At 33.3% G+C, this 24,863-nt stretch carries 26 protein-coding genes and 4 pseudogenes; 18 read left to right on the top strand and 12 right to left on the bottom strand.

The annotated features are described in order from the left end of the window. Positions 1–30 precede the first annotated feature (30 nt). Positions 31–1,356, top strand: coding sequence for an IS4 family transposase (locus OM961_RS01420; RefSeq protein ID WP_264339118.1), 1,326 nt, complete (start codon positions 31–33; stop codon positions 1,354–1,356). Here the strand turns inward: OM961_RS01420 and OM961_RS01415 are convergent. From OM961_RS01415 to OM961_RS01400, 4 genes are all read right to left on the bottom strand, one after another. After that, positions 1,353–2,051, bottom strand: a complete 699-nt coding sequence (locus tag OM961_RS01415; RefSeq protein WP_265023986.1) for a hypothetical protein — start codon at positions 2,049–2,051, stop codon at positions 1,353–1,355. The two genes, OM961_RS01420 and OM961_RS01415, sit on opposite strands and share 4 nt — an antisense overlap. A 136-nt stretch (positions 2,052–2,187) precedes the next feature. Further along, the gene (locus tag OM961_RS01410; protein ID WP_264339208.1) at positions 2,188–3,009 is read right to left on the bottom strand and encodes an AAA family ATPase; all 822 of its coding nucleotides are present in this window, start codon (positions 3,007–3,009) and stop codon (positions 2,188–2,190) included. 17 nt (positions 3,010–3,026) lie between these two features. Next, entirely contained in the window at positions 3,027–3,614 is a 588-nt protein-coding gene (locus OM961_RS01405; protein ID WP_182309570.1) for an L-threonylcarbamoyladenylate synthase, read from the bottom strand. A 51-nt stretch (positions 3,615–3,665) separates the two neighbouring features. Further along, positions 3,666–3,815, bottom strand: coding sequence for a hypothetical protein (locus OM961_RS01400; RefSeq protein ID WP_264339207.1), 150 nt, complete (start codon positions 3,813–3,815; stop codon positions 3,666–3,668). 41 nt (positions 3,816–3,856) lie between these two features. Between OM961_RS01400 and OM961_RS07530 the strand changes: the two are divergent. Continuing rightward, a pseudogene (locus OM961_RS07530) lies at positions 3,857–4,797 on the top strand (IS5 family transposase). A 98-nt stretch (positions 4,798–4,895) separates the two neighbouring features. Next, positions 4,896–5,036, top strand: coding sequence for a hypothetical protein (locus OM961_RS01380; RefSeq protein WP_264339206.1), 141 nt, complete (start codon positions 4,896–4,898; stop codon positions 5,034–5,036). Here OM961_RS01380 and OM961_RS01375 read toward each other — a convergent pair. Further along, the gene (locus OM961_RS01375; protein WP_264339205.1) at positions 5,013–6,338 is read right to left on the bottom strand and encodes an IS4 family transposase; all 1,326 of its coding nucleotides are present in this window, start codon (positions 6,336–6,338) and stop codon (positions 5,013–5,015) included. The two genes, OM961_RS01380 and OM961_RS01375, sit on opposite strands and share 24 nt — an antisense overlap. Positions 6,339–6,428: 90 nt before the next feature. Between OM961_RS01375 and OM961_RS01370 the strand changes: the two are divergent. From OM961_RS01370 to OM961_RS01335, 8 genes and pseudogenes are all read left to right on the top strand, one after another. After that, positions 6,429–7,250, top strand: a pseudogene (locus tag OM961_RS01370) (hypothetical protein); the annotation flags it as partial. Positions 7,251–7,557: 307 nt separating this feature from the next. Then, complete coding sequence (locus tag OM961_RS01365; protein ID WP_264339106.1) at positions 7,558–8,118, top strand: hypothetical protein; 561 nt, start codon at positions 7,558–7,560, stop codon at positions 8,116–8,118. Next, on the top strand, positions 8,111–9,292 hold the full coding sequence (locus OM961_RS01360; RefSeq protein WP_264339571.1) for a phage tail sheath subtilisin-like domain-containing protein: 1,182 nt from the start codon (positions 8,111–8,113) through the stop codon (positions 9,290–9,292). Before OM961_RS01365 ends, OM961_RS01360 begins: the two co-directional genes overlap by 8 nt. An 11-nt stretch (positions 9,293–9,303) precedes the next feature. Next, positions 9,304–9,810, top strand: a complete 507-nt coding sequence (locus tag OM961_RS01355) for a phage major tail tube protein (protein WP_264339105.1) — start codon at positions 9,304–9,306, stop codon at positions 9,808–9,810. Positions 9,811–9,871: 61 nt separating this feature from the next. Next, positions 9,872–10,072, top strand: coding sequence for a hypothetical protein (locus tag OM961_RS01350; RefSeq protein WP_007303020.1), 201 nt, complete (start codon positions 9,872–9,874; stop codon positions 10,070–10,072). Continuing rightward, entirely contained in the window at positions 10,056–10,337 is a 282-nt protein-coding gene (locus OM961_RS01345; RefSeq protein ID WP_010082215.1) for a type II toxin-antitoxin system RelE family toxin, read from the top strand. Before OM961_RS01350 ends, OM961_RS01345 begins: the two co-directional genes overlap by 17 nt. A gap of 83 nt (positions 10,338–10,420) precedes the next feature. Beyond that, entirely contained in the window at positions 10,421–10,678 is a 258-nt protein-coding gene (locus tag OM961_RS01340; protein ID WP_007303022.1) for a phage tail assembly protein, read from the top strand. A 109-nt stretch (positions 10,679–10,787) separates the two neighbouring features. After that, positions 10,788–13,079, top strand: coding sequence for a phage tail tape measure protein (locus OM961_RS01335; RefSeq protein WP_264339204.1), 2,292 nt, complete (start codon positions 10,788–10,790; stop codon positions 13,077–13,079). A 436-nt stretch (positions 13,080–13,515) separates the two neighbouring features. Here the strand turns inward: OM961_RS01335 and OM961_RS01330 are convergent, their stop codons facing one another. After that, positions 13,516–14,982 (bottom strand): IS4 family transposase, encoded by a 1,467-nt coding sequence (locus OM961_RS01330; RefSeq protein ID WP_264339580.1) that lies wholly within the window; start codon positions 14,980–14,982, stop codon positions 13,516–13,518. A gap of 109 nt (positions 14,983–15,091) precedes the next feature. Between OM961_RS01330 and OM961_RS01325 the strand changes: the two are divergent. The 5 genes and pseudogenes from OM961_RS01325 to OM961_RS01305 all read left to right on the top strand — a co-directional run. Further along, positions 15,092–15,232, top strand: a pseudogene (locus OM961_RS01325) (phage tail protein); the annotation flags it as partial. Then, on the top strand, positions 15,229–15,438 hold the full coding sequence (locus OM961_RS01320; RefSeq protein WP_343327296.1) for a tail protein X: 210 nt from the start codon (positions 15,229–15,231) through the stop codon (positions 15,436–15,438). The pseudogene OM961_RS01325 and the gene OM961_RS01320, both read left to right, overlap by 4 nt. After that, a complete protein-coding gene (locus OM961_RS01315; RefSeq protein ID WP_264339203.1) occupies positions 15,435–16,400 on the top strand; it encodes a phage late control D family protein in 966 nt (321 codons plus the stop codon). Before OM961_RS01320 ends, OM961_RS01315 begins: the two co-directional genes overlap by 4 nt. A gap of 58 nt (positions 16,401–16,458) precedes the next feature. Further along, positions 16,459–17,004 carry an ankyrin repeat domain-containing protein gene (locus tag OM961_RS01310; RefSeq protein ID WP_264339202.1) on the top strand — a complete coding sequence of 182 codons (546 nt, stop codon included), beginning with the start codon at positions 16,459–16,461 and terminating at the stop codon, positions 17,002–17,004. A 67-nt stretch (positions 17,005–17,071) separates the two neighbouring features. Further along, on the top strand, positions 17,072–17,290 hold the full coding sequence (locus OM961_RS01305) for a hypothetical protein (protein WP_264339201.1): 219 nt from the start codon (positions 17,072–17,074) through the stop codon (positions 17,288–17,290). On the opposite strand, the pseudogene OM961_RS01300 reads toward OM961_RS01305, so the two are convergent. Beyond that, positions 17,281–17,787: pseudogene (locus tag OM961_RS01300) on the bottom strand (phospholipase D family nuclease); the annotation flags it as partial. The gene OM961_RS01305 and the pseudogene OM961_RS01300 overlap by 10 nt on opposite strands. Between OM961_RS01300 and OM961_RS01295 the strand changes: the two are divergent. Further along, positions 17,786–18,703, top strand: a complete 918-nt coding sequence (locus tag OM961_RS01295) for a patatin-like phospholipase family protein (RefSeq protein WP_264339200.1) — start codon at positions 17,786–17,788, stop codon at positions 18,701–18,703. The pseudogene OM961_RS01300 and the gene OM961_RS01295 sit on opposite strands and share 2 nt — an antisense overlap. Positions 18,704–18,795: 92 nt before the next feature. Here the strand turns inward: OM961_RS01295 and wmk (OM961_RS01290) are convergent, their stop codons facing one another. The 5 genes from wmk (OM961_RS01290) to wmk (OM961_RS01270) form a co-directional block, all read right to left on the bottom strand. Beyond that, complete coding sequence (gene wmk, locus OM961_RS01290; protein ID WP_264339199.1) at positions 18,796–19,689, bottom strand: WO male-killing family protein Wmk; 894 nt, start codon at positions 19,687–19,689, stop codon at positions 18,796–18,798. Positions 19,690–19,738: 49 nt separating this feature from the next. Further along, a complete protein-coding gene (gene wmk, locus OM961_RS01285; RefSeq protein WP_264339198.1) occupies positions 19,739–20,668 on the bottom strand; it encodes a WO male-killing family protein Wmk in 930 nt (309 codons plus the stop codon). Between the two features lie 65 nt (positions 20,669–20,733). Then, positions 20,734–21,924 (bottom strand): hypothetical protein, encoded by a 1,191-nt coding sequence (locus tag OM961_RS01280; protein ID WP_264339197.1) that lies wholly within the window; start codon positions 21,922–21,924, stop codon positions 20,734–20,736. Positions 21,925–22,031: 107 nt separating this feature from the next. After that, positions 22,032–22,688 carry a JAB domain-containing protein gene (locus OM961_RS01275; RefSeq protein ID WP_264339196.1) on the bottom strand — a complete coding sequence of 219 codons (657 nt, stop codon included), beginning with the start codon at positions 22,686–22,688 and terminating at the stop codon, positions 22,032–22,034. A gap of 169 nt (positions 22,689–22,857) precedes the next feature. Next, positions 22,858–23,760, bottom strand: a complete 903-nt coding sequence (wmk, locus tag OM961_RS01270; protein WP_264339195.1) for a WO male-killing family protein Wmk — start codon at positions 23,758–23,760, stop codon at positions 22,858–22,860. Positions 23,761–23,849: 89 nt separating this feature from the next. Here wmk (OM961_RS01270) and OM961_RS01265 point away from each other — a divergent pair, with 89 nt between their 5' ends. Then, positions 23,850–24,803, top strand: a complete 954-nt coding sequence (locus OM961_RS01265) for an Rpn family recombination-promoting nuclease/putative transposase (protein WP_264339194.1) — start codon at positions 23,850–23,852, stop codon at positions 24,801–24,803. Positions 24,804–24,863: the final 60 nt, after the last annotated feature.

Raw genomic sequence — 24,863 nt, 5'->3', positions numbered from 1 at the left:
CTCCCAGATATACTTTTAGTGAGAGAACCAATGAATAAAATAACTTGCTTATCAAAAAAGCTCAAAGAATTTTTTAATGAAAAAGCAGAGAAAATCTCAATTACAACAAGGTTTATAAAAAGAAAGAGAAAGCTAAAAGGTTCATCATTCGTAAAAGCCATGGTCTTGGGTAATATAGGAGTTGATAATTGTAGCGTAGAAACAATGTGTCAATTACTAAACGAGGACTCGATAGATATAACAAAACAAGGTTTGGATTTTAGATTTACTGAAGAAGCAGTGGAATTTATGAAAAGGATGTATAATGAATCTGTGATTCTCTTTAAAAATATCTTGCAAGTTGATTGCAAAATCTTACAGCAATTTAATAGTGTTAAATTATTGGACAGTAGCTATATTACTCTACCTAACAGTATGGAAGAGATGTATAAAGGTTATGGTACTAGCTACAGTGGCTATGAAAGCAATACTAAGTCTGGAATAAAGTTACAATTAGTTTTCGACTACATGAATCAGATAATAGACCAACTTAATTTAACGGAGGGGGTAAGATCAGACCAGGGATATAGGAAACATTTAAGTAATATATTAAGCAATGATTTGCTAATATCTGATCTCGGTTATTTTGTGCCAAGTTCTTTTAAACAAATCAATGAAATAGGAGCTTATTTCATAAGTCGTTATAAATCCGATACCAACATATATGATGTAGAAACAAATCAAAAAATGGAGTTATTAGAATGTTTAGAGGATAAGTTATTTTTAGAAAACGAGGTATTGTTAGGAAAAGAAGCAAAAATTAGAGTAAGAATTATATGTCAGAAACTAACTGAAGAACAGTCTATGGCCAGAAGAAGGAAAGCTAATAGATTAGCAAGATCGCAGGGATATACATCCTCTAAAAGAAATCAAAAATTGTTGAACTGGTCAATATTTATAACTAATGTTCCAGAAAATAAAATTAGTGCTGAGCAAGTATTAACGATTTACAGAGTAAGGTGGCAAATTGAGTTATTATTTAAATTGTATAAAAGCCATATCAGGCTTGATAAGCTAAAAGGAAAGCCATGCAGAGTATTATGTGAACTATATGCTAAATTGTGCGCAATTCTTATATTTCACGGCATAGTTGGTTGCACAGAAGTGAAAAAGAATACAGAACTTAGCTTAACAAAGGCATTTATTGAGCTAAAAAGGCGGGTTAGAGAGTTATTTTTAGTATTAACCAAAATTAATAGTTTAAAAGCATTTCTTAAAAAACTCACTATAACTTGGTCGCGATTTTCATTAAAAGACAAACGTAGAAGGGCTAGAGTATCCACTTTAACCTCTCTAAATTTGCTCACAATCTCTTAACTTGACGCGTATGGTTCTGCAATGAGGTAGAATTTATCGATTTTGCTCACATCTATATTTATCATTTTTACACTGAAATTTTCAGGATCATAAGTATTACTTTCTGCACTTTTGTGATAATTATAATAATGCAATTTATTTTGATCATCAAAATAACCAAATTCATCAGCAAAGGCTCCCACTTTTCTACCTTTACCACTTTTGACTAGCTCAAATAGATCAATTGCATGGTTTTGGGATCCAGGCTCAATAGGCCCTTCTGCAGCAAAAAATTTAGGTGCATGACCAACGTATTCCTTAAATTTTAGATTATGAGTCTTTTTTACACTACCAAAATTCACAAATTTATATTCATCTGAAATACCAGAATATTGTGGATCATACTTTTTATATTCAAAAAACTCGTTACCTAAAAAATTACAAAACGTTAATTTATAATCATCATGATCAGATTTAACGACTTTAAGGTAATGAAAATCTCTAGGAATCTTTACTTCCTCTTCTGTAATATGATTACGTACAACAAGCTCGCCATTTAGCATATGATAGCCAATTTTTGGCAAAGTGGCTATATTGATTGCCTTGTTTAGCTTAAAATTTGCTTCATAAATGCCACTTAACAACTCCTTTCCTTTTTCTAGGGTTATGTCTTGATCTGAAGCTATATTCTTAATTAAGCTTAATTTTTTCTGCATGTTCAATATGGCTTTCGTCAAAACTTCTATTGATTGCCATACAGTTAATTTATTATCAGTCGAATTATATACTTCGAGTATTAAATTAACAGAATTTTATCATGAATTTATGTTAAAAGTATTATACTTTGTAAACTTATGTCATGATATTAACTACATTAGCTAAAACATGCTTTTTATCTAAGTGGAGTTGCTTTGCGGCAACGAAAAGTTCATCTATTTTTTTCCACTGACTTAGCAGAATTTCAACATCATTTACCTCTCTCTTTATGCTTTCTAAAATGAAGGCCTGAATTATATATGATGCTAGTTCTAGTTCGATTTCGCTATTAATTACTTTATTAATCATATTGGGATTCTTTAAATCATGAAGAAATTTATAAAAGCATTTGTATGCTTCATAAGCATCACTACTTATTGCATTTATTATCATTCCTGGCATTCCAGGAAATAAAGTAATCATTTCGTCAAACGTTTGATAATCAAATTTACATTGAGATGAAGCAACTTGCTTTGTTTCATCATAAGTTAATGGAAGTAAATTTAGCTGAAAGCACCTACACAAGATAGTGGTTTGTATATCATATGGCTTATGGCTAATTATAAATATCTTAGAATTTTTTGGCGGCTCTTCTAATATTTTCAATATTGCGTTTTTAGCGTTATTAGTCATTGCCTCTAAGCTATCTATTATAGCTATTTTGTGTTCTGATTGAATGGGACTTAAGTGTAGAAAGTTTTTCATTTCTCTGACTTTTTCTATTCCGATAGTATCACCTTCAACAATGTGTAAGTCCAATGCTACTTCATTATAGCTTTTTATGAGTAACCAATTGGAGAAGGATTTTGCAAGCGTTGCTTTTCCTATACCTTTTTTACCACAGATCAGCCAAGACTGAACAGATAAGTTGTTCATTAATTTTTTTTTGGCCTGGTTGTGACCTATTACTCTTTTCATTTTTTCTCCTATAGATCTTAGTTTGAAAATGCGTTGTTTACTGTTTGTAATGAAATTGCACCTTCCCTTAAAACCTTAATCTTATCTTCGGTTAAGTCAATAATAGTAGATTCTGTACCAGAAACTAGTTCATCATCTTCAATCACTACAGATAAATGTTGCTTAATGGATTGTGGTATATCGTCTGCCTTACATACACTTTTTTCTCCTGAAATATTTATACTAGTTGCAACTATTGGAACTTTCAGTTTATTTAATATTGAAATTGCAATAGGATGCTTAGGGATTCTGATGCCTATACTATCTTTAAAGAATTCGTTTGGCAATATATTGTTGTTTTTAAGTGGTAAAATATAGGTAATTGGTCCAGGAGAAAAGTGGTTTATTAAATCAATATATCTTTCCTTTACCTTTGCTATTTTTGTCAAATTGTAAATATCACTAACAAATATAGACAGTGGTTTATTTTGAGAGCGTTTCTTTATCTGATATATTTTTCCTATAGATTCATTATCTAGTGCATTACAAGCAAGAGCATACACTGTTTCTGTTGGAAAACACACTAACAAGTTGTTCTGTATTGCATTTATTATTTTAGATACCATATAGCTCAAAACTTATTTATAACAACTAGATCAGTTTTGTTGCATTGTATCTTATATAGTAACTGCTAGTTTGTATCCGTTCAGGATAGCGGCAAGACCATAGAGTAAAAGTGAGTTTACAACAAATGGTGTCATCCCAGTGCTTGACACTGGGATGGCTTTGTTGCATAGCAACTGAAAAAATCTGGTGGCTACTGACAAAATTCATTATAAAATAGCCATTTAACCTTGAAAGAAAAAATATGCCACAAAAAATGAGGGTCAGTAACCATAGCGAATATAACAAATTTCTAGAAAAAAGAGGAAATATTTTTCATTATATCAACGAAGCCATAGAAAAGTGGTACGAGAATGGTCCAAAAATACCAGGTGGCAACAATATTTATAGCGATAAAGTTGTAATTTTGGTGCACATAATAACTTGTTTATTTAGAATAGGCCTGAGGCAAACAGTTGGGTTTATAGCAGGATACCTTGAGCAAATTGGGAAAAATTTGCAAGTTATCAGCTATTCACAATCATCAAGAAGGTTTAAGAAACTCAATATTAAGATCAATGATTGCAGAAAATAATATGGAAGATATCGAAATTGCTATAGACAGTACAGGAATTAGTATATACAACAACACTCCTGGTCATAGCAAAGAAAATAGCGAAGATAGAAAGTATCGCAGCTATGAACAGACAAGAAAATTGCATGTAATGTTGAATACAAACAGCAAAAAAGCCATAGCTGTAAAATACAGTAACGGCTGATCACTATGGAGCTTGTGATTTGCTAAAAGAAGTCGATTTTCAGTATGTCATAAAAGTACTATATGCAGATAGGGCATATGACAGAGAAAAGCTCTATAAGCTGTGTAATCAATATGGTATAAAAACGAAAATTCCTCCGAAAAACAACGCAGCAGAGCATCCAAAGTTAGACTATATGGCTGAGAGAAATGCTGCAATTAGACTAATAAAATCATGCAGCGAAGATGGAATGAAGAGGTGGAAAAGGCAAACAAACTACGGAAAAAGATCTTATATAGAAAGTTTTTTCTCGCGACTGAAACAAACATTCGGGTTTAGTTTTAGGAATAAATCTGAGACAAATAGAGAGAAGGAACTACTTGTTAAATGCTATTTGCTCAATAAGTTCACTGATATTGGTATGGCTAAATTTGAGATAGCTTCATAAATTTATTGTGCGTTACCTACTATCCGAAGAGCGATGCAACAAAGCCCACTGGGATCCAGGAATTTTATTAAGTTGGTAAGCATAAAAGTAGCCGTTTTATGTTAAAATACAACATTTTGATGATTATGAAAAAGCTGGATTCCAGTGTCAAGCACTGGAATGACATCGTTTACTATGTACCATATTGCAATGTTCGTACAGCCATACGCGTCAAGTTAAGAGATTGTGAGCAAATTTAGAGAGGTTAAAGTGGATACTCTAGCCCTTCTACGTTTGTCTTTTAATGAAAATCGCGACCAAGTTATAGTGAGTTTTTTAAGAAATGCTTTTAAACTATTAATTTTGGTTAATACTAAAAATAACTCTCTAACCCGCCTTTTTAGCTCAATAAATGCCTTTGTTAAGCTAAGTTCTGTATTCTTTTTCACTTCTGTGCAACCAACTATGCCGCGAAATATAAGAATTGCGCACAATTTAGCATATAGTTCACATAATACTCTGCATGGCTTTCCTTTTAGCTTATCAAGCCTGATATGGCTTTTATACAATTTAAATAATAACTCAATTTGCCACCTTACTCTGTAAATCGTTAATACTTGCTCAGCACTAATTTTATTTTCTGGAACATTAGTTATAAATATTGACCAGTTCAACAATTTTTGATTTCTTTTAGAGGATGTATATCCCTGCGATCTTGCTAATCTATTAGCTTTCCTTCTTCTGGCCATAGACTGTTCTTCAGTTAGTTTCTGACATATAATTCTTACTCTAATTTTTGCTTCTTTTCCTAACAATACCTCGTTTTCTAAAAATAACTTATCCTCTAAACATTCTAATAACTCCATTTTTTGATTTGTTTCTACATCATATATGTTGGTATCGGATTTATAACGACTTATGAAATAAGCTCCTATTTCATTGATTTGTTTAAAAGAACTTGGCACAAAATAACCGAGATCAGATATTAGCAAATCATTGCTTAATATATTACTTAAATGTTTCCTATATCCCTGGTCTGATCTTACCCCCTCCGTTAAATTAAGTTGGTCTATTATCTGATTCATGTAGTCGAAAACTAATTGTAACTTTATTCCAGACTTAGTATTGCTTTCATAGCCACTGTAGCTAGTACCATAACCTTTATACATCTCTTCCATACTGTTAGGTAGAGTAATATAGCTACTGTCCAATAATTTAACACTATTAAATTGCTGTAAGATTTTGCAATCAACTTGCAAGATATTTTTAAAGAGAATCACAGATTCATTATACATCCTTTTCATAAATTCCACTGCTTCTTCAGTAAATCTAAAATCCAAACCTTGTTTTGTTATATCTATCGAGTCCTCGTTTAGTAATTGACACATTGTTTCTACGCTACAATTATCAACTCCTATATTACCCAAGACCATGGCTTTTACGAATGATGAACCTTTTAGCTTTCTCTTTCTTTTTATAAACCTTGTTGTAATTGAGATTTTCTCTGCTTTTTCATTAAAAAATTCTTTGAGCTTTTTTGATAAGCAAGTTATTTTATTCATTGGTTCTCTCACTAAAAGTATATCTGGGAGAACTTATACCTTATTATTCTATCTCTTTCATACCTTTATTTCCTTAACTTGACGCGTATGGATGTGCCAAGTGGCTCATCAATTATTAGGGAAATAGAAACTCGAATTGAAAACATCTCTAATGAGGTAAAAACTCGGGATGAACAGTTAAAAGTGTCTCTTATAAATGAAATAAGAAAGCGCAACATGGTTGAACCAGGGTCATTACCTTTCTTATTTGGTGTACTTGGAAGAAAAAATAATTATTTTGGCCACGGAACTTTTACGACAGAGCTTGGAAAGTGGAGTAGTGATATAACAAAAACTGACTATATGTTACAACTACTAGCAGGTAGCCATACATACGATACAGATTACGTTAGTTTTTATCGGCCAAGACAACTAAGTTTTATAGAGGGAAGTAAAGGAACATTTATTTACGGAGAGTTATGCACAAAAAGTTTTTCTGGTAGTTATGATGAGATATACTATTACCCGTATGCTGCACTTGGAGTAGTATTTGTAAAAAATATAACCAATGTGAACATAAATAAGACAATGGAATTTGTTGGATCATCGTATTCGAGTACGGAGTATGGGGGAGCAGGATTATTTGTGGGAACTCCTGATAACACTAATTCTAATAAATCAAGTATTTCAAAAATAGTATGGAAAAATGTTTACCAATACACGAGTTCTGATAGCAAGTTAGCCGGATCTGGTAATGTGGAGATTCCAGCAGGAAAAACAGTTGCAATATTACTTTACACATCATCTTATCTGTATTCCAGAACACAAGTTAGTCAAGGTATGCTTGCATCAAATTATGTACACAACTATGGTCAATTTATTCAGTGGGGGATTTATAACATACGTAGCAATGTTCTAACTACAGGGCTTGAAGCTTACTATTACCCACAAATAAAAACATAGTATTGTATTTACTCAAATAATTTAATTTTATTAACCTGAAAGCTTATTAGATTAAAATTATTAAACTAAGAGTTATAATTTTAGCAACTAAAAGCTGTAAATTGCACCATATAAACAGTTATTTCAAGCAAAAGTTATGCCATTAAGAGCTATGCAACAAACATTTATATTTGTGGGTAATAGTAAGGGCTTGAAGTGGACGTAGAGAGAACGCTAAAAGCTTGGCAATGTCCAGGATTAGAACGAACTGATCAAATATGGCAATGAGGAGGAATTTGTGACTATTTATATACGTTTTGAAAACCACAAGCAGATTGAAACAACAACACTTGAAAACAAGCCAACTGGAAATGATTGGTATGAAGCGCCAAAAGATTTTGATTGGCAAAAAAGTTATTGTTTAACAGAGGGAGGAGAAATTGCTCAGCGAAATCAAGAAGATATTGAGTTGGAGTTACTTGAAAATGCGAAGCTTTCTGCACTTGATAGTATGCGTTTTTATTATGATAATCATACTCACCAATACGCAGGTCATTCTCACCAAAAAGCTAAATCTTATGAAATTCAAGCGAAAGCCGCAAAAAGCATTCTAGCAGCACCAGAATCTATAGATAAAAAGGATAAAGAAATTATAGAACCTTTAGCAAAAGTACGTGGTATTACGGTTATTGAAATGGCAAGAATAATTGAGGAAAAAGTGAAAAAAGCAGTAAAAGAAATAATGAAATGTGAAGAGCTTGAAGATTTAGCCAAGAGAAAGATTGAAGAAGCCAAGAGTGAAAATGAGCTACAGACTTTGCTCGATGATTTCAGGAAAAAAATACAAAGAAATGGCTGAAGAATTTTTACATGGTGTAAATGTTATTGAGATAACCTCAGGGTCAAGAACAGTACGCACAGCTAAATCATCAGTGATAGGTGTAATTGGTACTGCCCCTGAAGCTGATGAGCAAAAATTTCCGCTAAATAAACCAGTGTTAATTGCAGGAAGCTTAAAAGAAGCAGCAAAGCTTGGAAAGAGTGGCAGTTTACCTTCTGCAATAAATGGAATATTTTCCCAAATTGGTGCAACAGTAGTAGTTATTCGAGTTAAAGAAAGTGAAAACAGCGATTCAAAGCTCAAAGAAAGTGAAACTATCCAAAATATAATTGGCGGTGTTGATAAAGAGACTGGAGAGTATCAAGGGATAGAGGCATTCCTCAGTAGTGAAAGCATAGTTCATATTGCTCCAAGAATATTAATTGCACCTCAGTTTACTCATCAGTTACCTGAAATAGATGGAGTAAATCCAGTAGTGAGTGCTTTAATTTCCATAGCAGAAAAATTAAGAGCAATTATTGTTGCAGATGGACCAAATACTAATGATGAAGAAGCAATAAAATGGAGAAAAAGTGTAGGCAGCTCAAGAATTTACGTAGTTGATCCATGGGTTAAGGTATTTATTGAAGAAGAAATCTTGCCATCGAGTCCATTTGTAGCTGGTTTAATAGCTAAAATAGACAGCGAACAAGGCTTCTGGCATTCACCTTCAAATAAAGAGATAAATGGTATTGTTGGCACAAGCAGGCCTATTGATTTTAGCTTAGGTTATGCAAATTGCAGAGCAAACCACTTAAATGAAAATGAAGTAACAACGATAATTCATCAAAACGGCTATATGCTTTGGGGAAATAGAACATGTTCAAATGACTCAAAATGGGCTTTTCTGTCAGTGAGAAGGACTGCAGATTTAATCAATGATAGTCTACTTCGAGCTCATTTATGGGCAGTTGATCGCAATATCACCAAAACTTATATAGATGATGTGATTGAGGGGGTGAATTCTTATTTGGCCAATTTAAAAGTACAAGGAGCGATTATTAGCGGAAAATGTTATGCAACTCCAGAGCTCAATACACCAACAAATATTGCAAGCGGGAAAGTATATTTTGATTTCGAATTTACACTACCATATCCGGCTGAGCAAATAACATTCAAATCTCATCTCGTAAATAATAGTGTAATAAGTTAGGAGAAAGCAAAGTGTTACCGAAAATACTGAGAAATTTTAACGTATTTGTAGATGGTCGTGGTTATGCAGGAAAAATAGATGAAATAACCTTGCCGAAGCTTACCATAAAAACCGAAGAGTACAGAGCTGGTGGTATGGATATTCCAATAAATATTGACATGGGCATGGAAAAGCTTGAAGCAGACTTTACTTTTGCTGAGTATGATTCAGAACTATTTAGACTTTTTGGCTTGATAGATGGAAACTCAGTATCTTTGACGCTCCGTGGTGGAATGCAAGGGAGTGGTAGTAACGATATTGAAGGTGTAGTAATCAATCTCAGGGGAATATTCAAAGAATTTGACTTTGGTAGCTGGAAACCTGCTGAAAAAGCAACGCTAAAGTGTACTGTAGCTGCTCATTATTATAAACTTACGATAGGTGGCAATGAGCTGATAGAGATCGATGCTGAAAATATGATTAGAAAGATAAATGGTGTTGATCAGATGGCCTTGCTACAAACGATTCTAGGGATCTAATATGGTTGACAAAATTACATAAAAATGTTAAAATATAAGAAGTTGTAGGTATATAGTTAATATGGATTCTAAAGCTCATACAAATTCCATAGAGCAGCTAACTGGTTTACTTGTTAGTGTAGCACAATCTCAAGACAAGTCCGTTTTAAAGTTATTAACTGAATTAATGGAAGAAGAAATTGAAGATATGGAATTATCTAAGATTGCTGACGAACGCTATAAAGAAAAGAGGGTTAAACATCAAGATGCCTTCTGGGATTAAGCCTTACAATATAGACTATTCAGAATCTGTTATAAAGAAAGACATTCCGGCTCTTCCAGCAAAAGTAAAGTTAATGATTAAGAAGGCAATAATGGAGCGTCTAACAGTTGATCCAATTGGACTTGGAAAGCCATTAAAGCATAACTTAAGTGGACAACGTAGTCTACGGGTGAGTACCTATCGTATACTTTATTATATAGATGTACCAGAACATACAGTAGTTATTACTTCAATTGAACACAGAAAAGATTCTTATCAAAGCTAATCCTATTTATAGCACCATACAAAGAAATTAGTTATGTAAAAGCCGATATAGACTTTTATTTAATTAACTTTTTAAGGAGGAACATGCAAGCTATAACACTTAATAACCCAATAACAGTTGATGGTATTTCTGTCTCAGAACTTACTGTTAGACGTCCAAAAGTTAGAGACTATTTGGCAATAGAACGCCTTAATGGTAGTGATCTGAGTAAGGAAGTAACTTTGACTGCCAATTTGACATCAGTTGCAAAAGAAGCGATTGAAGAGTTAGATATTGCTGATTATGTGAAAGTTCAAGAGGTATTAAAGGATTTTTTTTCACCGATTATCCAAAAAACTTGAGATTAGAAGTATTAATGTTCAGCTCTGTTGTAGGAGGCGGGGTTGAACAAATACTTGATATGGAGATTAATGAATTTATCTTATGGCATAAAGCAGCGAGGAAGGTACAATGTCAACATTATCTATAAAAATCAGAGCAGTTTTAGATGGCAGTTTTAATACTGTAATAAAGGGAAGTAGTAGTCAACTCTCTAATCTTGGTGAGAATATAAGAAAGCTTGATTCATCTTTAAAGTCAGTATCAAAGTTTAAACAGTTAGGTCATGATGTTTTGACCAGCAGGAGGTCGTGGAAGGGCTTTGAAGATCAAGTAAAATCTTTAGCTAAACAAATGAAAGCGGTGGAGAAACCAAGCAAAACTTTAAAAGCAGAGTTTGACAAGGCCAAAACCTCCGCAACAAAAGCAAAAGAAGCATATTTGAAAAAGAGAGATGCTTTACATTCATTTAATGAAGAAGTAAGAAAAAGTGGAAGAAATATTAAGTCATTAGTAAGTGACCAATATAAACTTGGCTCGTCCATTGAAGCGCTGAAAGGCAAGTATGGTAAGCTTGGGTCTGCAATACGTAGTCACCAAAGTTTTTTAGCAAGTAAGGCACATTTTAAGTCACAAATTATAGAGACTATTGGACTAGGTCTTTCGCTTGCAGCTCCGATCAAGGTTGCGATTGATTTTGAAAGTGCTATGGCTGATGTAAAAAAAGTAGTAAAATTTGTGCAAAATGACACTAAAGATGAAGCATCAAAGTTTGCTAAAGAATTAAAGAAATTATCTCGTGAAATACCCTTGTCAGCTGCAGAATTAGCACAAATAGCTGCAAGTGGTGGTCAACTTGGTATTGACAAAGATGATCTTATGAAGTTTACAACAGTAGTTGCTAAAATGACCACAGCGTTTGACATGTCTTCAGAAGAAGCTGGTAATGCTATTGCGAAAATATCCAATGTCTATGGAATTAAAGTTGGTGGTATGGAAAATGTAGGTAACATAATAAACCATCTTTCAGATAATACTGCTGCCAAAGCTAAGGAAATGGTTCTTACACTGAATAGAATTGGTGGTAATGCTAAACAGTTTGGTTTAGAAATTGATCAAGCAAGTAGCTTAGCAAGTGCGTTCATAAGCTTAGGTAAACAACCTGAAAAAGCAGCAACTGCTATAAATAACTTTCTTAGTAAACTACAGACTGCAAGAGAGCAAAGTCCTGAATTTCATGATGCATTAGATGAGATGGGAACAAGTATAGAAGAGCTTGAACAAACCATTAAAAAAAATCCTCAAGAGGCAATATTACAATTTCTTGAAACTTTAAAAGAAATAGATGATCAAGAGCGTGCCGGTATTCTTATGAATCTATTTGGTGCTGGGTTTCAAGATGACATTGCTCTTTTAGTAGGAAGCTTAGACATTTACAAGAAAGCTATTGAACATTTAGCTGATAAAGAAAAATATAACGCTTCAATGCAGGACGAATTTAACAATCGGGCAAATACTACAGCTAATAAATTACAATTACTTAAAAATGCAGTATTTGAAGCTGGAATGAATCTAGGGTCAGTAATGTTACCTACTTTAAATTATGTAGCTGGAAGTTTGAAAACAATAACAGAGCGTATAGCTTCTTTTGCAGAAAAACATCCAACTTTAACTACGGCAATCATGAGTACTTTAGCAGCTTTGATAAGTTTAAAAATTGCAGCAGTAGGACTAGGATACGGATTTACATTGCTAGGAAGTACGATTTTTGGTCTGAAAGCAAACCTACTTGGAGTATTTTCATTTTTATCAGCTACAGTTTTTCCTGCAGTAGTAACAGGACTAAGAGCAATAACGTTTGCTGTAATGAGTAACCCGATTGGACTTTTAGTAGCAAGTCTTGTCACTGGTGCAGCTCTTGTTATCACTAACTGGCAAAAAATGAAAGACTTTTTCTCTAGCTTTTGGAAATCACTCATTAAACCTATAGGAGAAACCTTTTCATGGATGGGAAATACAGTTAGTAGCATATTTGCTGAGAATAGCCCGATTAGAAAATTTGAAAATAATAGAAATTCTGTTAATAAGCTTTCTAAAAATAGTATTTTCAGTAATGGAAACCCATTGACAAATAATAGTGCTATTAAACAATTTTCAGAAAATAGCAAAAGCAATTTTGAAAGTTTTAAAGTTAAAAGTGTTATAGAAGAAAAAAGAGCTATGGAGCAAGAAGAAGTTGAGAAAGCATTCAAGAAAAGTAGATGTGAAAATAGGGAATCGAAAGTATATAACCAAGCATTCTATCAAACGTTTAATATCAATATTAAGTCTGAAGATGTGCGCAGCGTTGCTGATGCAGTAATAGAAAGATTTAGAGAACAAGCACGTGGAGCACTTTTTGATATAGTTGAAGAGTTGCATTAATGTTGTTTGGAAAATGTAAGCTTGAACCAACAAGCCTAAGATACAGTAAAGAAGAAAGGTGGTATACAATTGAATGTATTGAAAAAACGTCGCTACAAAACATTGGTTCAGGAATTGAATGTATTGATTTAACAGGAGTGATTTATTCACGTTATCAGAGTAATGGCTTAGAACAGCTAAAAAATATACGTAACACTCAAGAACCTTACTATTACCCACAAATATAAATGTTTGTTGCATAGCTCTTAATGGCATAACTTTTGCTTGAAATAACTGTTTATATGGTGCAATTTACAGCTTTTAGTTGCTAAAATTATAACTCTTAGTTTAATAATTTTAATCTAATAAGCTTTCAGGTTAATAAAATTAAATTATTTGAGTAAATACAATATTATGTTTTTATTTGTGGGTAATAGTAAGCTTCAAAACCTTACTATTACCCACAAGTATAAAATTCATGAGCAAGTTTCCATCCTTCTGCTAAATCAAAGAGACGTTTCCATCCCTTCCACAAAGCTATAGGGCCTGGTTCTAAGTCATTTTTGCGAGCTAAAAACCCTCCTAACTTGGCCACCCACCTCACAATTTCTCTTATAGGTGGTGGTGTCTCAGGATAGTTTTTTGTCTTAAGCATTTTGGTATATAAAACCTTCCATTCGTCGTCAGTCAGTATGAAAGTGCAAGAAAGATTTGGATTTGTTCTAGCTACTAGTGTGATAAAAAATATTCTCCATGCAATTATACTCATTATTGTAAGAAAGCGGATTAATCTATCTGCTGCTTGGAGCCTACATTCTTCAACTTTAAGACCAGATTTCAAAATTTTATGAAAAACCTCTATTCTCCATCTTAAGCAATACCATTGTATTTTTTCTACTGCTTCTTCAAAATTATTAATATTTATATTTGTCAACAAAATCCAGTTCACAGGCTCTTCGCCAAATGGGGGGTATTTTTCTATAGCATAGACAGCATTTAAACTTAAATTAGGAAGTTTTTGGGTTTTACGTCTAGCGTTATTTTTTGATGCATTCATCACAAAGTTGCTAAACTTTACTTCTAAAACTGTTGTTCTTTGAGGTTTATCATTGCGAGCAGGAATATTCACTTGTATTTCTCCTTGATAAGACATGCGATTCATCAGATCCCACAACCTTTCACCACCTTTTTCAGAATAAGTCGACTTCTTATTTATTGTTCTGTTTTGATTTCCTCTTACTACAAAAAGAGATTGATTAGTGGAAGCAACTTCAAATAAATCATACATATCTGCTTCTCTGTCACAGACGGTAACTACCTTGATATCCTTTAATCCAGGATGATTAGTAGAATATTTAAGTGATTCTATCCACCGTATGCTTTCTTTCTCTTCTATGGGAACAGCAGTATTATGGCTTCTTCTTTTCAACTCTTTTAGGTCTTCAGCTAAGGAGGGTCTAGTACTAATTTTTTGATCCAATAATCCTATAGGCAGTCCTTCTGTTGTAACTGCAAACGTTGTATGCATCACTAATCCATGTGTTTTAAAATTAGTTGTTTTAGATGTTAATCTTGCTGCTATAATCCCTAATCCTTCGGTCTTTTTATGATTTTTATATGAGATATAACTCGTGTCTTGGATAGCTAAGATAGTTGAGTATTCTTTAGCTCTTTCAACAGTTTTAATTATATGACTTTCTAATATCTTTCTCTCAGAAATGGCATCGTTTTGGAAAAATCTATAAGCTGCTTTACTTTGATGCCAATCTTCACAAGCTTGATTTATTGAACGCTCAGGCGATTCAGCAAAACTATTAACTATTTTTAGAAGCCTTTTACTTAATCTTATATCACCAAAATTAACAATTCCAAATTCACTTTCTGCCCATTCGCCAGTTGAAGTATTTATAGTTCTTTTCATCATATATTCCATTTTTAGACCATAGATCCATTTATAATAGAAAGTTGAATTAGTAAAATATCAGCTTTTTTACTATTTATATACTTATGGGTAATAGTAAGCTCAAGAACCACACGTTCTAGTTGATAATTCAGGAAGTGTATTTGGAAATTTTGTCATTACTAATGTAGAAGAAAAGCAGATATTATTTTTTCCTGATGGAAAACCGAGAAAAGTTGAGTTTATTTTGAAGTTAAAAAGTTACAGTAAGTGATTTATTATTACACGAAAGAAAACGAAATGTTGGATTACATTTGCTGGAAACATTATGGATACAGTAGTGGAGCAGTGGAGGAAGTATTGCTTGAAAATCCAGGCCTTGCAGAATACGCAAGCTTTTTGCCCGCTGGATTAAGAATTAAGCTTCCTAAAATTCAGAAAATATCGAAAGAATCTGTCATAAATATTTTAGATGAATGACGCCAGACTTTGATATAGTAGCAAAAAATAACCCAGTAACAGAGGTTTTAAAAAAGAGTTTAATATTATTACGTGTTACTGATGGATCCGGTACTACAAGTGACGAAGCTGAGATATATATTAGTTATAACTCTAGCGCTTTAGAACTTAAGGGTAATTTACAAATTTTTCTCGGATACAAAGAAACAGGTTTATTGCCTATGGGAGTATATAAGGCAAATCAAATTACAATACAAAGTCCACCGCAAACTTTAAGAATAAAATGTGATGCTGCAAGTTTAAGAGGATCATTAAAGGAAAGAAAATCAAAGGAATGGAAGGACATTACCTTAGGAGATTTAATTAAAGAAATAGCACAAAAGCATGGGTATGAAGGTAAAGTCGCTGAAAGATTTGAAAATATATTTATACCACATATCATTCAAGCAGATGAAAGCGACATGAGTTTTTTGGAAGGGTTAGGGAAAAAATATGATGCACTAGTAAAACCAGCAGGAGGATATATAATTTTTATTCCAAAGGGAGAAGCAAGATCAGCAACTGGAAAGATGTTAGGCACAACAGTACTTACACCTAAAGATGTTATAAATTGGGAGGTAAATTTTAATGTGCGTAACAAATATGGATCTGTTATTGCAAAATGGCACAGTTATGAAAAGGGAGAAACTATAGAAGAGAAAGTGGGAAATGAGGGTCCAAGTTATACCCTGCAAACGCTTTACTCTACCGCAGAATCAGCAATTAGTGCAGCAGCAGCTAAGTTAAGACAACTAAAACGTAGTACATCAAACTTAAATGTAACTGTTCCTGGTAATCCAGAATTATTTGCAGAAGCTAAGATCAGCCTTTCAGGATTTTGTCAGGAAATTGAAGGTGAATGGATAATTAGCAAGGCAGAACATATTCTCAATAATAGGGGATATCAAACTATAGTAGAGGCAACAGTGAGCAAAGCTGTTTAAGTGAAACTTAAGCAAATGATTATTTAATTCTAGATGGGTATAATTATTGCAGTACTACATGAGCAGAAATGTAAGAAGGCTTTTTCATAAAAATTCAATTATACGTCAAGGAGAATTTGATGGATTAATTTTTCTTATAGTGCTAACGGTGTGTATTGTGGTTATATATTTTTCCTTGTTTAAAAAAGGAGATGAGAGTTACAGCGCCACATTAGAAATCGCAGCTAAGAACTGTGACTTGGAAACTGTGAAATCCTTGATAAAAGATAATATAAGTATTGGTGAAAAATCATTACGTTATGTTGCAGGAGAAGGATGTTTAGAAATCGTAAGGTTTTTAGTAGAAGATGGTATTGATATTAATGCTACTAATAAATTTAAATGGACAGCGCTACATTCTGCTGCAGATCAAGGCTATTTAGAAATCGTTGAGTTTCTATTAGAAAAAGGAGCGAATCCTAACATAAAGGATAGCAATGGAAAAAGCCCTAGAAGAATAGCTGTAATGGCATCAAGGCACAACAAAGATAAACCTTACAGAGAAATAATAAAGCTACTTGCAGAAGCAGAGGACCGATACGAATCAACAAAAAGTAATCATTAAAGCTATAAGTTTTCTATGATCTCTATATAAACTTCCAAAACTATCCATAACAGATTAATACTTTCACATGAAAAAGCAAAAAGTTCCAGTTACAGTAATTATCACGTTATTAATCCAAACCGTAGCAATCATATGGTGGTTATCCAAGCTAGACTCAAGGGTACAATTTCACGATAAACTCATTGAATATGGTTTAATGGAAAAAGTGTTAGTACTTGAGGAAAGGGTAAAAAATCTTTCTGAGGAATTAGATGAATTCAAAGATAACTTAAAGTCTGGTGTATAATGCTTAGACTGCGATTGGCGATTTTTCCAATTTTTGACGTATTGTTCAACTAGTGGAGAATCTCCTGTTATGATCAGTAGGTTTTCAGCATTTCTTTGCTGAGCGGCATCTGAAAAGTTAAATGATCCGGTTATGATTTTTTGCTCATCAATAATAATTACCTTGCTATGAGCAATAGCGGGTTTAAAGTCAATCCATATCGGGATTTTGTGCTCAAATAATTCGTTAATTACACTATGTTTTGAACTAGTTTGTGATTCATCTAGAATAACCTTAATATCAACTCCACGCTTTTTAGCTTGAACCAAGGATTCAGCAATAGGCTTTGAGGTAAATTGGTATGCCTGAACCAACACGGATTTTTTAGCATGACCCACGGAATCAATTATTAGGTTGGTGCAATTTTCTCTAGGAGTGAAACATACAGTAGTACTTGGACAAGAAACACAACCTGATAAAAGCAAACAAGTCAAAAAAATCAATAAATATCTAAACATGGCCAAATATATTCTTTCAGTTGAAGGTGGAGGCATAAGGGGCATCATACCAGCCATTATACTAGCAGAAATAGAGAAAAGAACAAGAAGAACTATAGCTGAAATCTTTGATCTTATAGCAGGTACTTCAACCGGTGGAATTGTTGTAGCGGGATTATGTAGAAAAGATGAACGAGGAAATCCCCAATATTCAGCCAATGATTTAGTTGAGCTTTACCAAGAGTACGGAGCATATATTTTTAAGTCTTCATTTTTTAGGAGATCAATATTATCTTGGTTTAACTGCGCACAATACCCACATAAAAATATTGAATCTGTACTGGATAAATATTTTGGAGAGGATATTCTAAAAAACACATTAAGTAAGGTACTGATAACAAGTTATGATATTCACAATAATCGTCCATTTTTCTTTAAAAGCTGGAAAGAAGGTAATATTAAGCTGAAAGATGCACTCAGAGCTGCAACGGCTGCACCTACTTATTTCATGCCAAAACATCTCAAAATTAACCAGATAAAAAGAGTATTAGTGGATGGTGGGGTGTTTGCCAATAATCCAGCGGCTTGTGCATATGCAAGTGGTAAGAGGTTATTTCCAAATGATGATATTCTACTGTTATCAATAGGTACTGGAAGAAGAGATAGAAGCATAGCTAATTCAAGGAGATTTGGAAAGATAGGTTGGATAAAACCTCTGTTGAACGTAATGTTTGCCTCAAGTTTAGATGCAGTAAATTACCAACTTGATCAAGTTATAGCTGATAAATATATACGTATACAATCGCAATTAAAAATAGCATCACCTGACATGGATAATATTACATCAAAAAATATCAAATCTCTTCAGCAAGAAGCAAATGCAATGATAGAGGAAAATCAAAAAGTAGTCGATAAATTCTGTGATGTTTTATCTTGATACGTAGAAATGCCAAAAAAATTCTGCAGAGCTAAATAAGGGTTTAGAATAGATAATATATTAACCATTTTTACTTATATCTTAAACACAATTCAATTTTCACACTCATCGGCAGTTAGGCCACTTGCTCGCACAATAATATCAATAGCAACACCTTCCTTTGCTAGATTTTTTGCAACCTTGATCCTTTCTGTTTTTTTAACTTTTTCCTTGCCACTTTTCATATCTTCAGATAGAGATTTGACTAATGATTCTTGTTCTCCGTACTCATCCATTAAACTCAATAGCTTTTTGCTTTCTCTTGTTTTAGGTAGCAGAACTTTAATATTCACTGATAATGCATCTGATATTTCATATAATTTATCAAATGTTATAGCAGTATACCCTCTTTCATAGTCGTGTATTTCCTTGAGTGTTAAACCAACTTTATCCGCCAAATCTTTTTGAGTGTATCTCCTTATCAATCTCCATTCTCTTATTCTTTGCCCTACTCTGTAGTATATAGAATCAGTGCAGACTTCTTTCTCTGTATTATCATACTCGTAAATAGATAAGCCGGTTGCTTGGGAAATTATGTCAACTGAAACTCCTTCTTTAACTAGATTTTTTGCTACTTCTAATCTTGCCTCCTCTTGATTGATTTTCTCGCTAATATGAACAAACCTGATTAATGAAGGTACTATTTTGCCTAACTTTTGATTCTCGTATATTTTCGTTAGATAGAGTATTTCCTCGTCTTCATAGCTGTCTTCCCTTACTATTACTGGTTCAGGTAATAAATCTACAACGTCAACTGATAATACTCTTGCTATTATATATAGTACTTCAATTGGAATAGGAATATACCCATCTTCATAGCTGTTTACTTCTTGGTATGTTAAACCTATTTGACTTGCTAATCCTATTTGAGTATGCCCTCGCATTAACCTACAATTTTCTATTCTTTGCCCTATTCCGTAACTAACATTGCTTGCAGAAACAAACATTTATCCTCCATTTAAGAAAAAAACTTTATTGCTGTAATTTTTTTACGAGCTATCCATCTAAAACTACATCAACAGGTAAACCTACCGCTTGCAAAATAATATCAATAGAAATTCCACCTTTTACTAGATCCTTTGCAACTTTAATCCTTTCTATCTCTCTCACTTTCTCCTCATAAATACGTATTCCCTCAAACATAGATTTTATTAGTGCATTACGTAGTTCTTGATTTTCAATCTTTTTGTATTCTTCAATTAAATTCGGTAATTCATTTCCTACTCTTTCATCTGCATCTTCTGCTGGTTCAAGTAGATCCACGATATTAATCGATAACGCCTCTGCCATTTCATATAATTTATCAAGTGGAACAGCAACCCTTCCTTGCTCATAGTTACTTATTTCATCACGTGTTGTAGTCATTTTCTCTGCTAAATCCTTTTGAGTGCACTCTCTTACCAGTCTCCATTCCTTTATCTTTTTCCCTATTTTGTAGTAGATAGAACCTATTTTTTCTTCAACACATTCATCAGCAGAGAGACCAATTGCTTGTGAAACAATATCAACAGAAACTCCTGCTTTAACCAGACCCTTTGCAATTTTTATTTTCTCTGCTTTTTTACTACTTTTCTCACTAATTTGAACAAACTTGGTTAGTAAACAAAATATCTTACGTAACTCTTGATCATTAATCTTTTTATATTCTCTTACTAGATCTAATATTTCCTCTCCCTTATCTTCAAAACAGATTTTTTCATTTGATACAGGAATGAGATCCGTAATACTGATTGATAGTGCCTCAGCTATAGCATATAACCTTTCAATTGGAACTCTACGATTCCCTTTCTCATATTGCAGTATTACCCAATACTTTACACCAATTTTCTTAGCTAAATCCTTCTGAGTATACCCTCGCTCTAACCTCCAACTTTTTACTTTTTGCCCTACTTCATAGTCTAGACTTCTTTCCACGCAAAGAACCATATATAATATTTTCTACTATAGCTCAAAGGCTCCAGATATAATAGCCAGACTCTGGAACCTTTAAATTAAAGTGCCCTACAAGTTTCTTTACTATTTTCACGTACTTTGTCTGCCCATGAAGACAATACTTCATCATTGCTAATCTCTTTTATAGCATACTTTTCACTCCATATGCCACATCTAGTGAAATTACCTTTCTCTACTGCTTCTTGAAGTTTCACTCCTCCAAAAAGGCAGTTTTTTCCTATTTCTTCGCCTCTTTTTTGTAACTCAGCCCACATTTCCTTGTTTTCTACTCTGACTTGTACTTGATCATATTTTTTTACATCGTGGTACAATATAATATTTAGCTTACCAATGCTTGTAGGAAATTCTAACATGATAGAGCTGCCATCTGAAATATCGGTATAGTTTCTTATACCTCCCTTCTCACTTTTAACTTCAACTGCATCATTACCAATTTTTAAGATATTACTTCCTAACTTTCTGTTTGCTTCCAGTATTTTGGCTACCTCTACCTTACTATTCCCAGAAAATTCTATATACGATGTTGTATTATCTATCTCAACATCTATTAATTCTCCTTCTTGCACAGCATTTTCGCCAGCTTCCTCTAGCTCTTCTAGTTGCTTATCTATCTGTGGCTGAACTTCTGGCTGTAGCTCATTATAGATTTCACCTATTAGTTTATTCTGCAATAAAGTATCATGAAAATCTGCACCACTTAGCATTAATTTACGCATTATCTTTTTTCGATCAGTCTTATCAAATTTATGAAAATGTGTACCCAATACTACATACTCTGCAATGCTCCATTCCCCATCGTTATATGCATTTATTCTTGCTCCAGAGGCTAGTACTTGGTCTATAGTTTTGTGCAATTCATTTACGTTTTTTGCCTCTACCACTTCACTTTTAAACCAGCTCAACTTTTCGCTTTCGCTTATACTTGGCTTTATTTTTTGCAAAGCTGAAGCAAATGGATTTTTATCTTCTTGATCATTTAAAGGTTTTGTACCATATATGTAGTCGAGCCCTTTTCCGTAGTTGATTTGAACGTCTCTATCAGGGGAGGGCACTTCTCCAAGCTTTTTAGCCTTATTAATTTTGCTCACAAAGGTAGGCTGCTGGCTAGTACGACCAATACCTCTAATAGAATTTGATATTTCACCCTTCGATAATCTATCAAGATCAATGTTTAACTCGTAAGTACCTCCTTCTTGATCATCAAAAGGTACAATTATTTTATTACCCATATTATCCTCACTATTAAAAATACTTTTTAAGCGTACAATAAACTTTATTATTATACATTTTATTACTCATTATAAATTATAGTGAGTAGATTTGCAAATACTTTCTACTATAACAATCCGTTTTCTCGAAAGCTGAAATAGCCTCCACTTGTGATGATAATATGGTCAAACAATTTTACGCTTACAGTACTACATGCTGCTGCTAAGCTCTTCGTTACTTCTTGATCTTCTTCTGACGGCTCTAAGCTTCCTCCAGGATGGTTATGTGACATTATTATTAATGTTGCATTTTTTATTAATGCTTTTTTTATAATCTCCTTTATGTATACCGGTGCTTTTTCCATTTCACCAATATAGGATTCTTCTCCAATTAGTTGGCGCCTCTTATTCAAGTACAGTATTTTTACACATTCCCTCTCTGCATGACCTATACTTACGTTCAAGTATTCTACTAGCCCTTGTAAGTCCATGATTGGTTCTCCCTTGAGCTTTTCTCTCAGTACCCTTTCTAGTGTTTCCTTAACGCACATAATCATTGCTACTGCAGAATCAGTTACTCCTTCTATGACTTTCAGGTCATCCATTTCTCGACCTAAAATCCTTCCTACTCCTGCATAAGTATTCACCAGATTTTTAGCAATTTCTTGAGCTTGTGGCCTTTCATGTACTGCACTTAAAAATGTTTCCATTATTTCACGATCAAGTAGTGCTTTGCCTTTGCTTTCTAATATTCTGAATTCGATTTCTTCTTTACTTTTATTCATATAATTTACCCTTCACTAACAACAAACTTTTTTTAGATATTTACTGCTGTTTTTTATCAGCATTGGCATAAAGCCATAGCTTTCGAGTGAAGTCAAATCAATTTCTCAATCTTTTTTACTTATTTTTTCATCTAAGAGTAAAGATATTAATATATACTGATTTTTTATTTTAAATCTGTTGAATTTCGCCTAAAGAGAGGCCTGTTATTTGCAAAATAATATCGGTAGAAATTCCTCCTTTCACTAAATCCTTTATCTTTTCTGCTCTTTTCACTTTCTCTTCGCAAATTTGTATGCTTTCAAACAGAGATTTCATTAGTGCATGACGTAGTTCTTGGCTTTCAATTTTTTTGTATTCTTCAATTAAATTAGGTACCACTTTATCATCTGCATCCTCTGTTAGTTCAAGTAGGTCCATGATATTAATCGATAACGCCTTTGCTATCTCATATAATCTTCCCAGTGGAACAGCAGTTCTTCCTTGTTCATAGTTGCTTATTTCATCACGTGTTGTACTCATTTTCTTTGCTAAATCCTTCTGAGTATATTCCCGCACTAGTCTCCATTCTTTTATCTTCTTTCCTATTTTGCAGTATATAGAACCTATTTTTTCTTCAACACATTCATCAGCAGAGAGGCCAATTACTTGTGAAACAATATCAACAGAAATCCCTGCTTTAACCAGGCCCTTTGCAATTTTTACTTTCTCTGCTTTTTTACTACTTTTCTCACCAACTCGGGTAAATTTTGTTAGCAAGTAAAACACCTTGCGCAACTCTTGATCATTAATCGTTTTATATTTTCTTACTAGATTTAATATTTTCTCTCCCTCATCTTCAAAACAGATTTTTTCATTTGATACAGGAATTAGGTCTACAATACCAATCGACAATATCTCTGCTATAGCATACAATTTTTCAATCGAAATTTTACGTGTTCCTTTTTCATATTGTAGTACTATTTGATACGTTACGCCAATTTTTCCCGCTAAATCTTTTTGAGTATAACCTCGCTTTAACCTCCAGCTCCTTACTTTTTGCGCTATTTTGTACCTTATCGAGATATTTGTCATAGATATTATACAAGTTAACATAAATCAAAATTGTTGAACATTTCTTCAAAATTGTGTATAATTATTAATGTTTTCTAGGTTAACCCGTCATGGCTCTTTCGAAGTTTCTCGATCCAAAAAATGATATATCGTTCAAGCGCATCTTTGGCACTGAAAAAAACAAGGACATTCTTATTCACTTCCTTAATGATATCCTTGGCTTCACTGGCAAAAGTACAATAAAGGATATAGAGTTCTTAAGTACTATTCAAGACCCTGATATTGCTTCTAAAAAACAAAGCATTGTTGATGTTCTTTGTAGGGATGAAAATGGGCTGCAAGTCATAGTCGAAATGCAGGTCGCTAAAACTAAGGGCTTTGAAAAACGTGCCCAATATTACGCAGCTAAAGCTTACTCAAGACAAGCTAGTAAGGGTGATCAATATCATGACCTTAAGGAAATTATCTTTATTGCTATAGCAGATTGTATTTTATTTCCTGATAAGTCTGAGTACAAATCAAAGCATACTATTCGTGATGAAGATACTAATGAACATGATCTAAAAGATTTTTACTTTATATTTATTGAGTTACCTAAATTTACAAAAACCAAGGAAGATCAGCTTTCAAGTATAGTCGAGAAATGGATCTACTTCTTTAGATATGCAGACGAAACTAGTGAAGAAGAGCTAGAGAGAATAATAGGAAGTGATCTAATAATTAAAAGAGCTTATGAAGAACTAAATAGATTCAACTGGTCAGAAAAAGAATTTATTGCCTATGAACAAGAGATCAAACGTATTCGTGATGAACAGGCTGTCCTTGCTCAAAAACTCGATGATGCTAAACAAGAAGGTAGACAAGAAGGTAGACAAGAAGGTAGACAAGAAGGTAGACAAGAAGGCATCCAAATCGGCCATCAAAAAGGTAGGGAAGAGGGAGAAAAACAAGCTAAAATAGCTGTGGCAAAAAACCTACTTAAAGCTGGTGTCTCTACTGATATCATATCACAAACTACAGGTTTTTCTCATTCTGAAATTTCACAACTCAAAGAAAAAACATAATATTCCTACTTATTCACTTCAACATTTATGAAAACCTTTCTTAAGTTAAACATACCCCAT

The organism is Wolbachia endosymbiont (group A) of Cydia splendana (genome assembly GCF_947179475.1).
Classification (GTDB): domain Bacteria; phylum Pseudomonadota; class Alphaproteobacteria; order Rickettsiales; family Anaplasmataceae; genus Wolbachia; species Wolbachia pipientis.
This window is presented reverse-complemented; position numbering and strand designations above follow the sequence as displayed.

Coding starts and splice junctions, on each gene's coding strand:
- OM961_RS01420 (WP_264339118.1), top strand. CDS start 31: ATGAATAAAATAACTTGCTTATCAAAAAAGCTCAAAGAATTTTTTAAT.
- OM961_RS01415 (WP_265023986.1), bottom strand. CDS start 2,051: ATGCAGAAAAAATTAAGCTTAATTAAGAATATAGCTTCAGATCAAGAC.
- OM961_RS01410 (WP_264339208.1), bottom strand. CDS start 3,009: ATGAAAAGAGTAATAGGTCACAACCAGGCCAAAAAAAAATTAATGAAC.
- OM961_RS01405 (WP_182309570.1), bottom strand. CDS start 3,614: ATGGTATCTAAAATAATAAATGCAATACAGAACAACTTGTTAGTGTGT.
- OM961_RS01380 (WP_264339206.1), top strand. CDS start 4,896: ATGTTAAAATACAACATTTTGATGATTATGAAAAAGCTGGATTCCAGT.
- OM961_RS01375 (WP_264339205.1), bottom strand. CDS start 6,338: ATGAATAAAATAACTTGCTTATCAAAAAAGCTCAAAGAATTTTTTAAT.
- OM961_RS01360 (WP_264339571.1), top strand. CDS start 8,111: ATGGCTGAAGAATTTTTACATGGTGTAAATGTTATTGAGATAACCTCA.
- OM961_RS01350 (WP_007303020.1), top strand. CDS start 9,872: ATGGATTCTAAAGCTCATACAAATTCCATAGAGCAGCTAACTGGTTTA.
- OM961_RS01345 (WP_010082215.1), top strand. CDS start 10,056: ATGCCTTCTGGGATTAAGCCTTACAATATAGACTATTCAGAATCTGTT.
- OM961_RS01340 (WP_007303022.1), top strand. CDS start 10,421: ATGCAAGCTATAACACTTAATAACCCAATAACAGTTGATGGTATTTCT.
- OM961_RS01335 (WP_264339204.1), top strand. CDS start 10,788: ATGTCAACATTATCTATAAAAATCAGAGCAGTTTTAGATGGCAGTTTT.
- OM961_RS01330 (WP_264339580.1), bottom strand. CDS start 14,982: ATGATGAAAAGAACTATAAATACTTCAACTGGCGAATGGGCAGAAAGT.
- OM961_RS01315 (WP_264339203.1), top strand. CDS start 15,435: ATGACGCCAGACTTTGATATAGTAGCAAAAAATAACCCAGTAACAGAG.
- OM961_RS01310 (WP_264339202.1), top strand. CDS start 16,459: ATGAGCAGAAATGTAAGAAGGCTTTTTCATAAAAATTCAATTATACGT.
- OM961_RS01305 (WP_264339201.1), top strand. CDS start 17,072: ATGAAAAAGCAAAAAGTTCCAGTTACAGTAATTATCACGTTATTAATC.
- OM961_RS01295 (WP_264339200.1), top strand. CDS start 17,786: ATGGCCAAATATATTCTTTCAGTTGAAGGTGGAGGCATAAGGGGCATC.
- wmk (WP_264339199.1), bottom strand. CDS start 19,689: ATGTTTGTTTCTGCAAGCAATGTTAGTTACGGAATAGGGCAAAGAATA.
- wmk (WP_264339198.1), bottom strand. CDS start 20,668: ATGGTTCTTTGCGTGGAAAGAAGTCTAGACTATGAAGTAGGGCAAAAA.
- OM961_RS01280 (WP_264339197.1), bottom strand. CDS start 21,924: ATGGGTAATAAAATAATTGTACCTTTTGATGATCAAGAAGGAGGTACT.
- OM961_RS01275 (WP_264339196.1), bottom strand. CDS start 22,688: ATGAATAAAAGTAAAGAAGAAATCGAATTCAGAATATTAGAAAGCAAA.
- wmk (WP_264339195.1), bottom strand. CDS start 23,760: ATGACAAATATCTCGATAAGGTACAAAATAGCGCAAAAAGTAAGGAGC.
- OM961_RS01265 (WP_264339194.1), top strand. CDS start 23,850: ATGGCTCTTTCGAAGTTTCTCGATCCAAAAAATGATATATCGTTCAAG.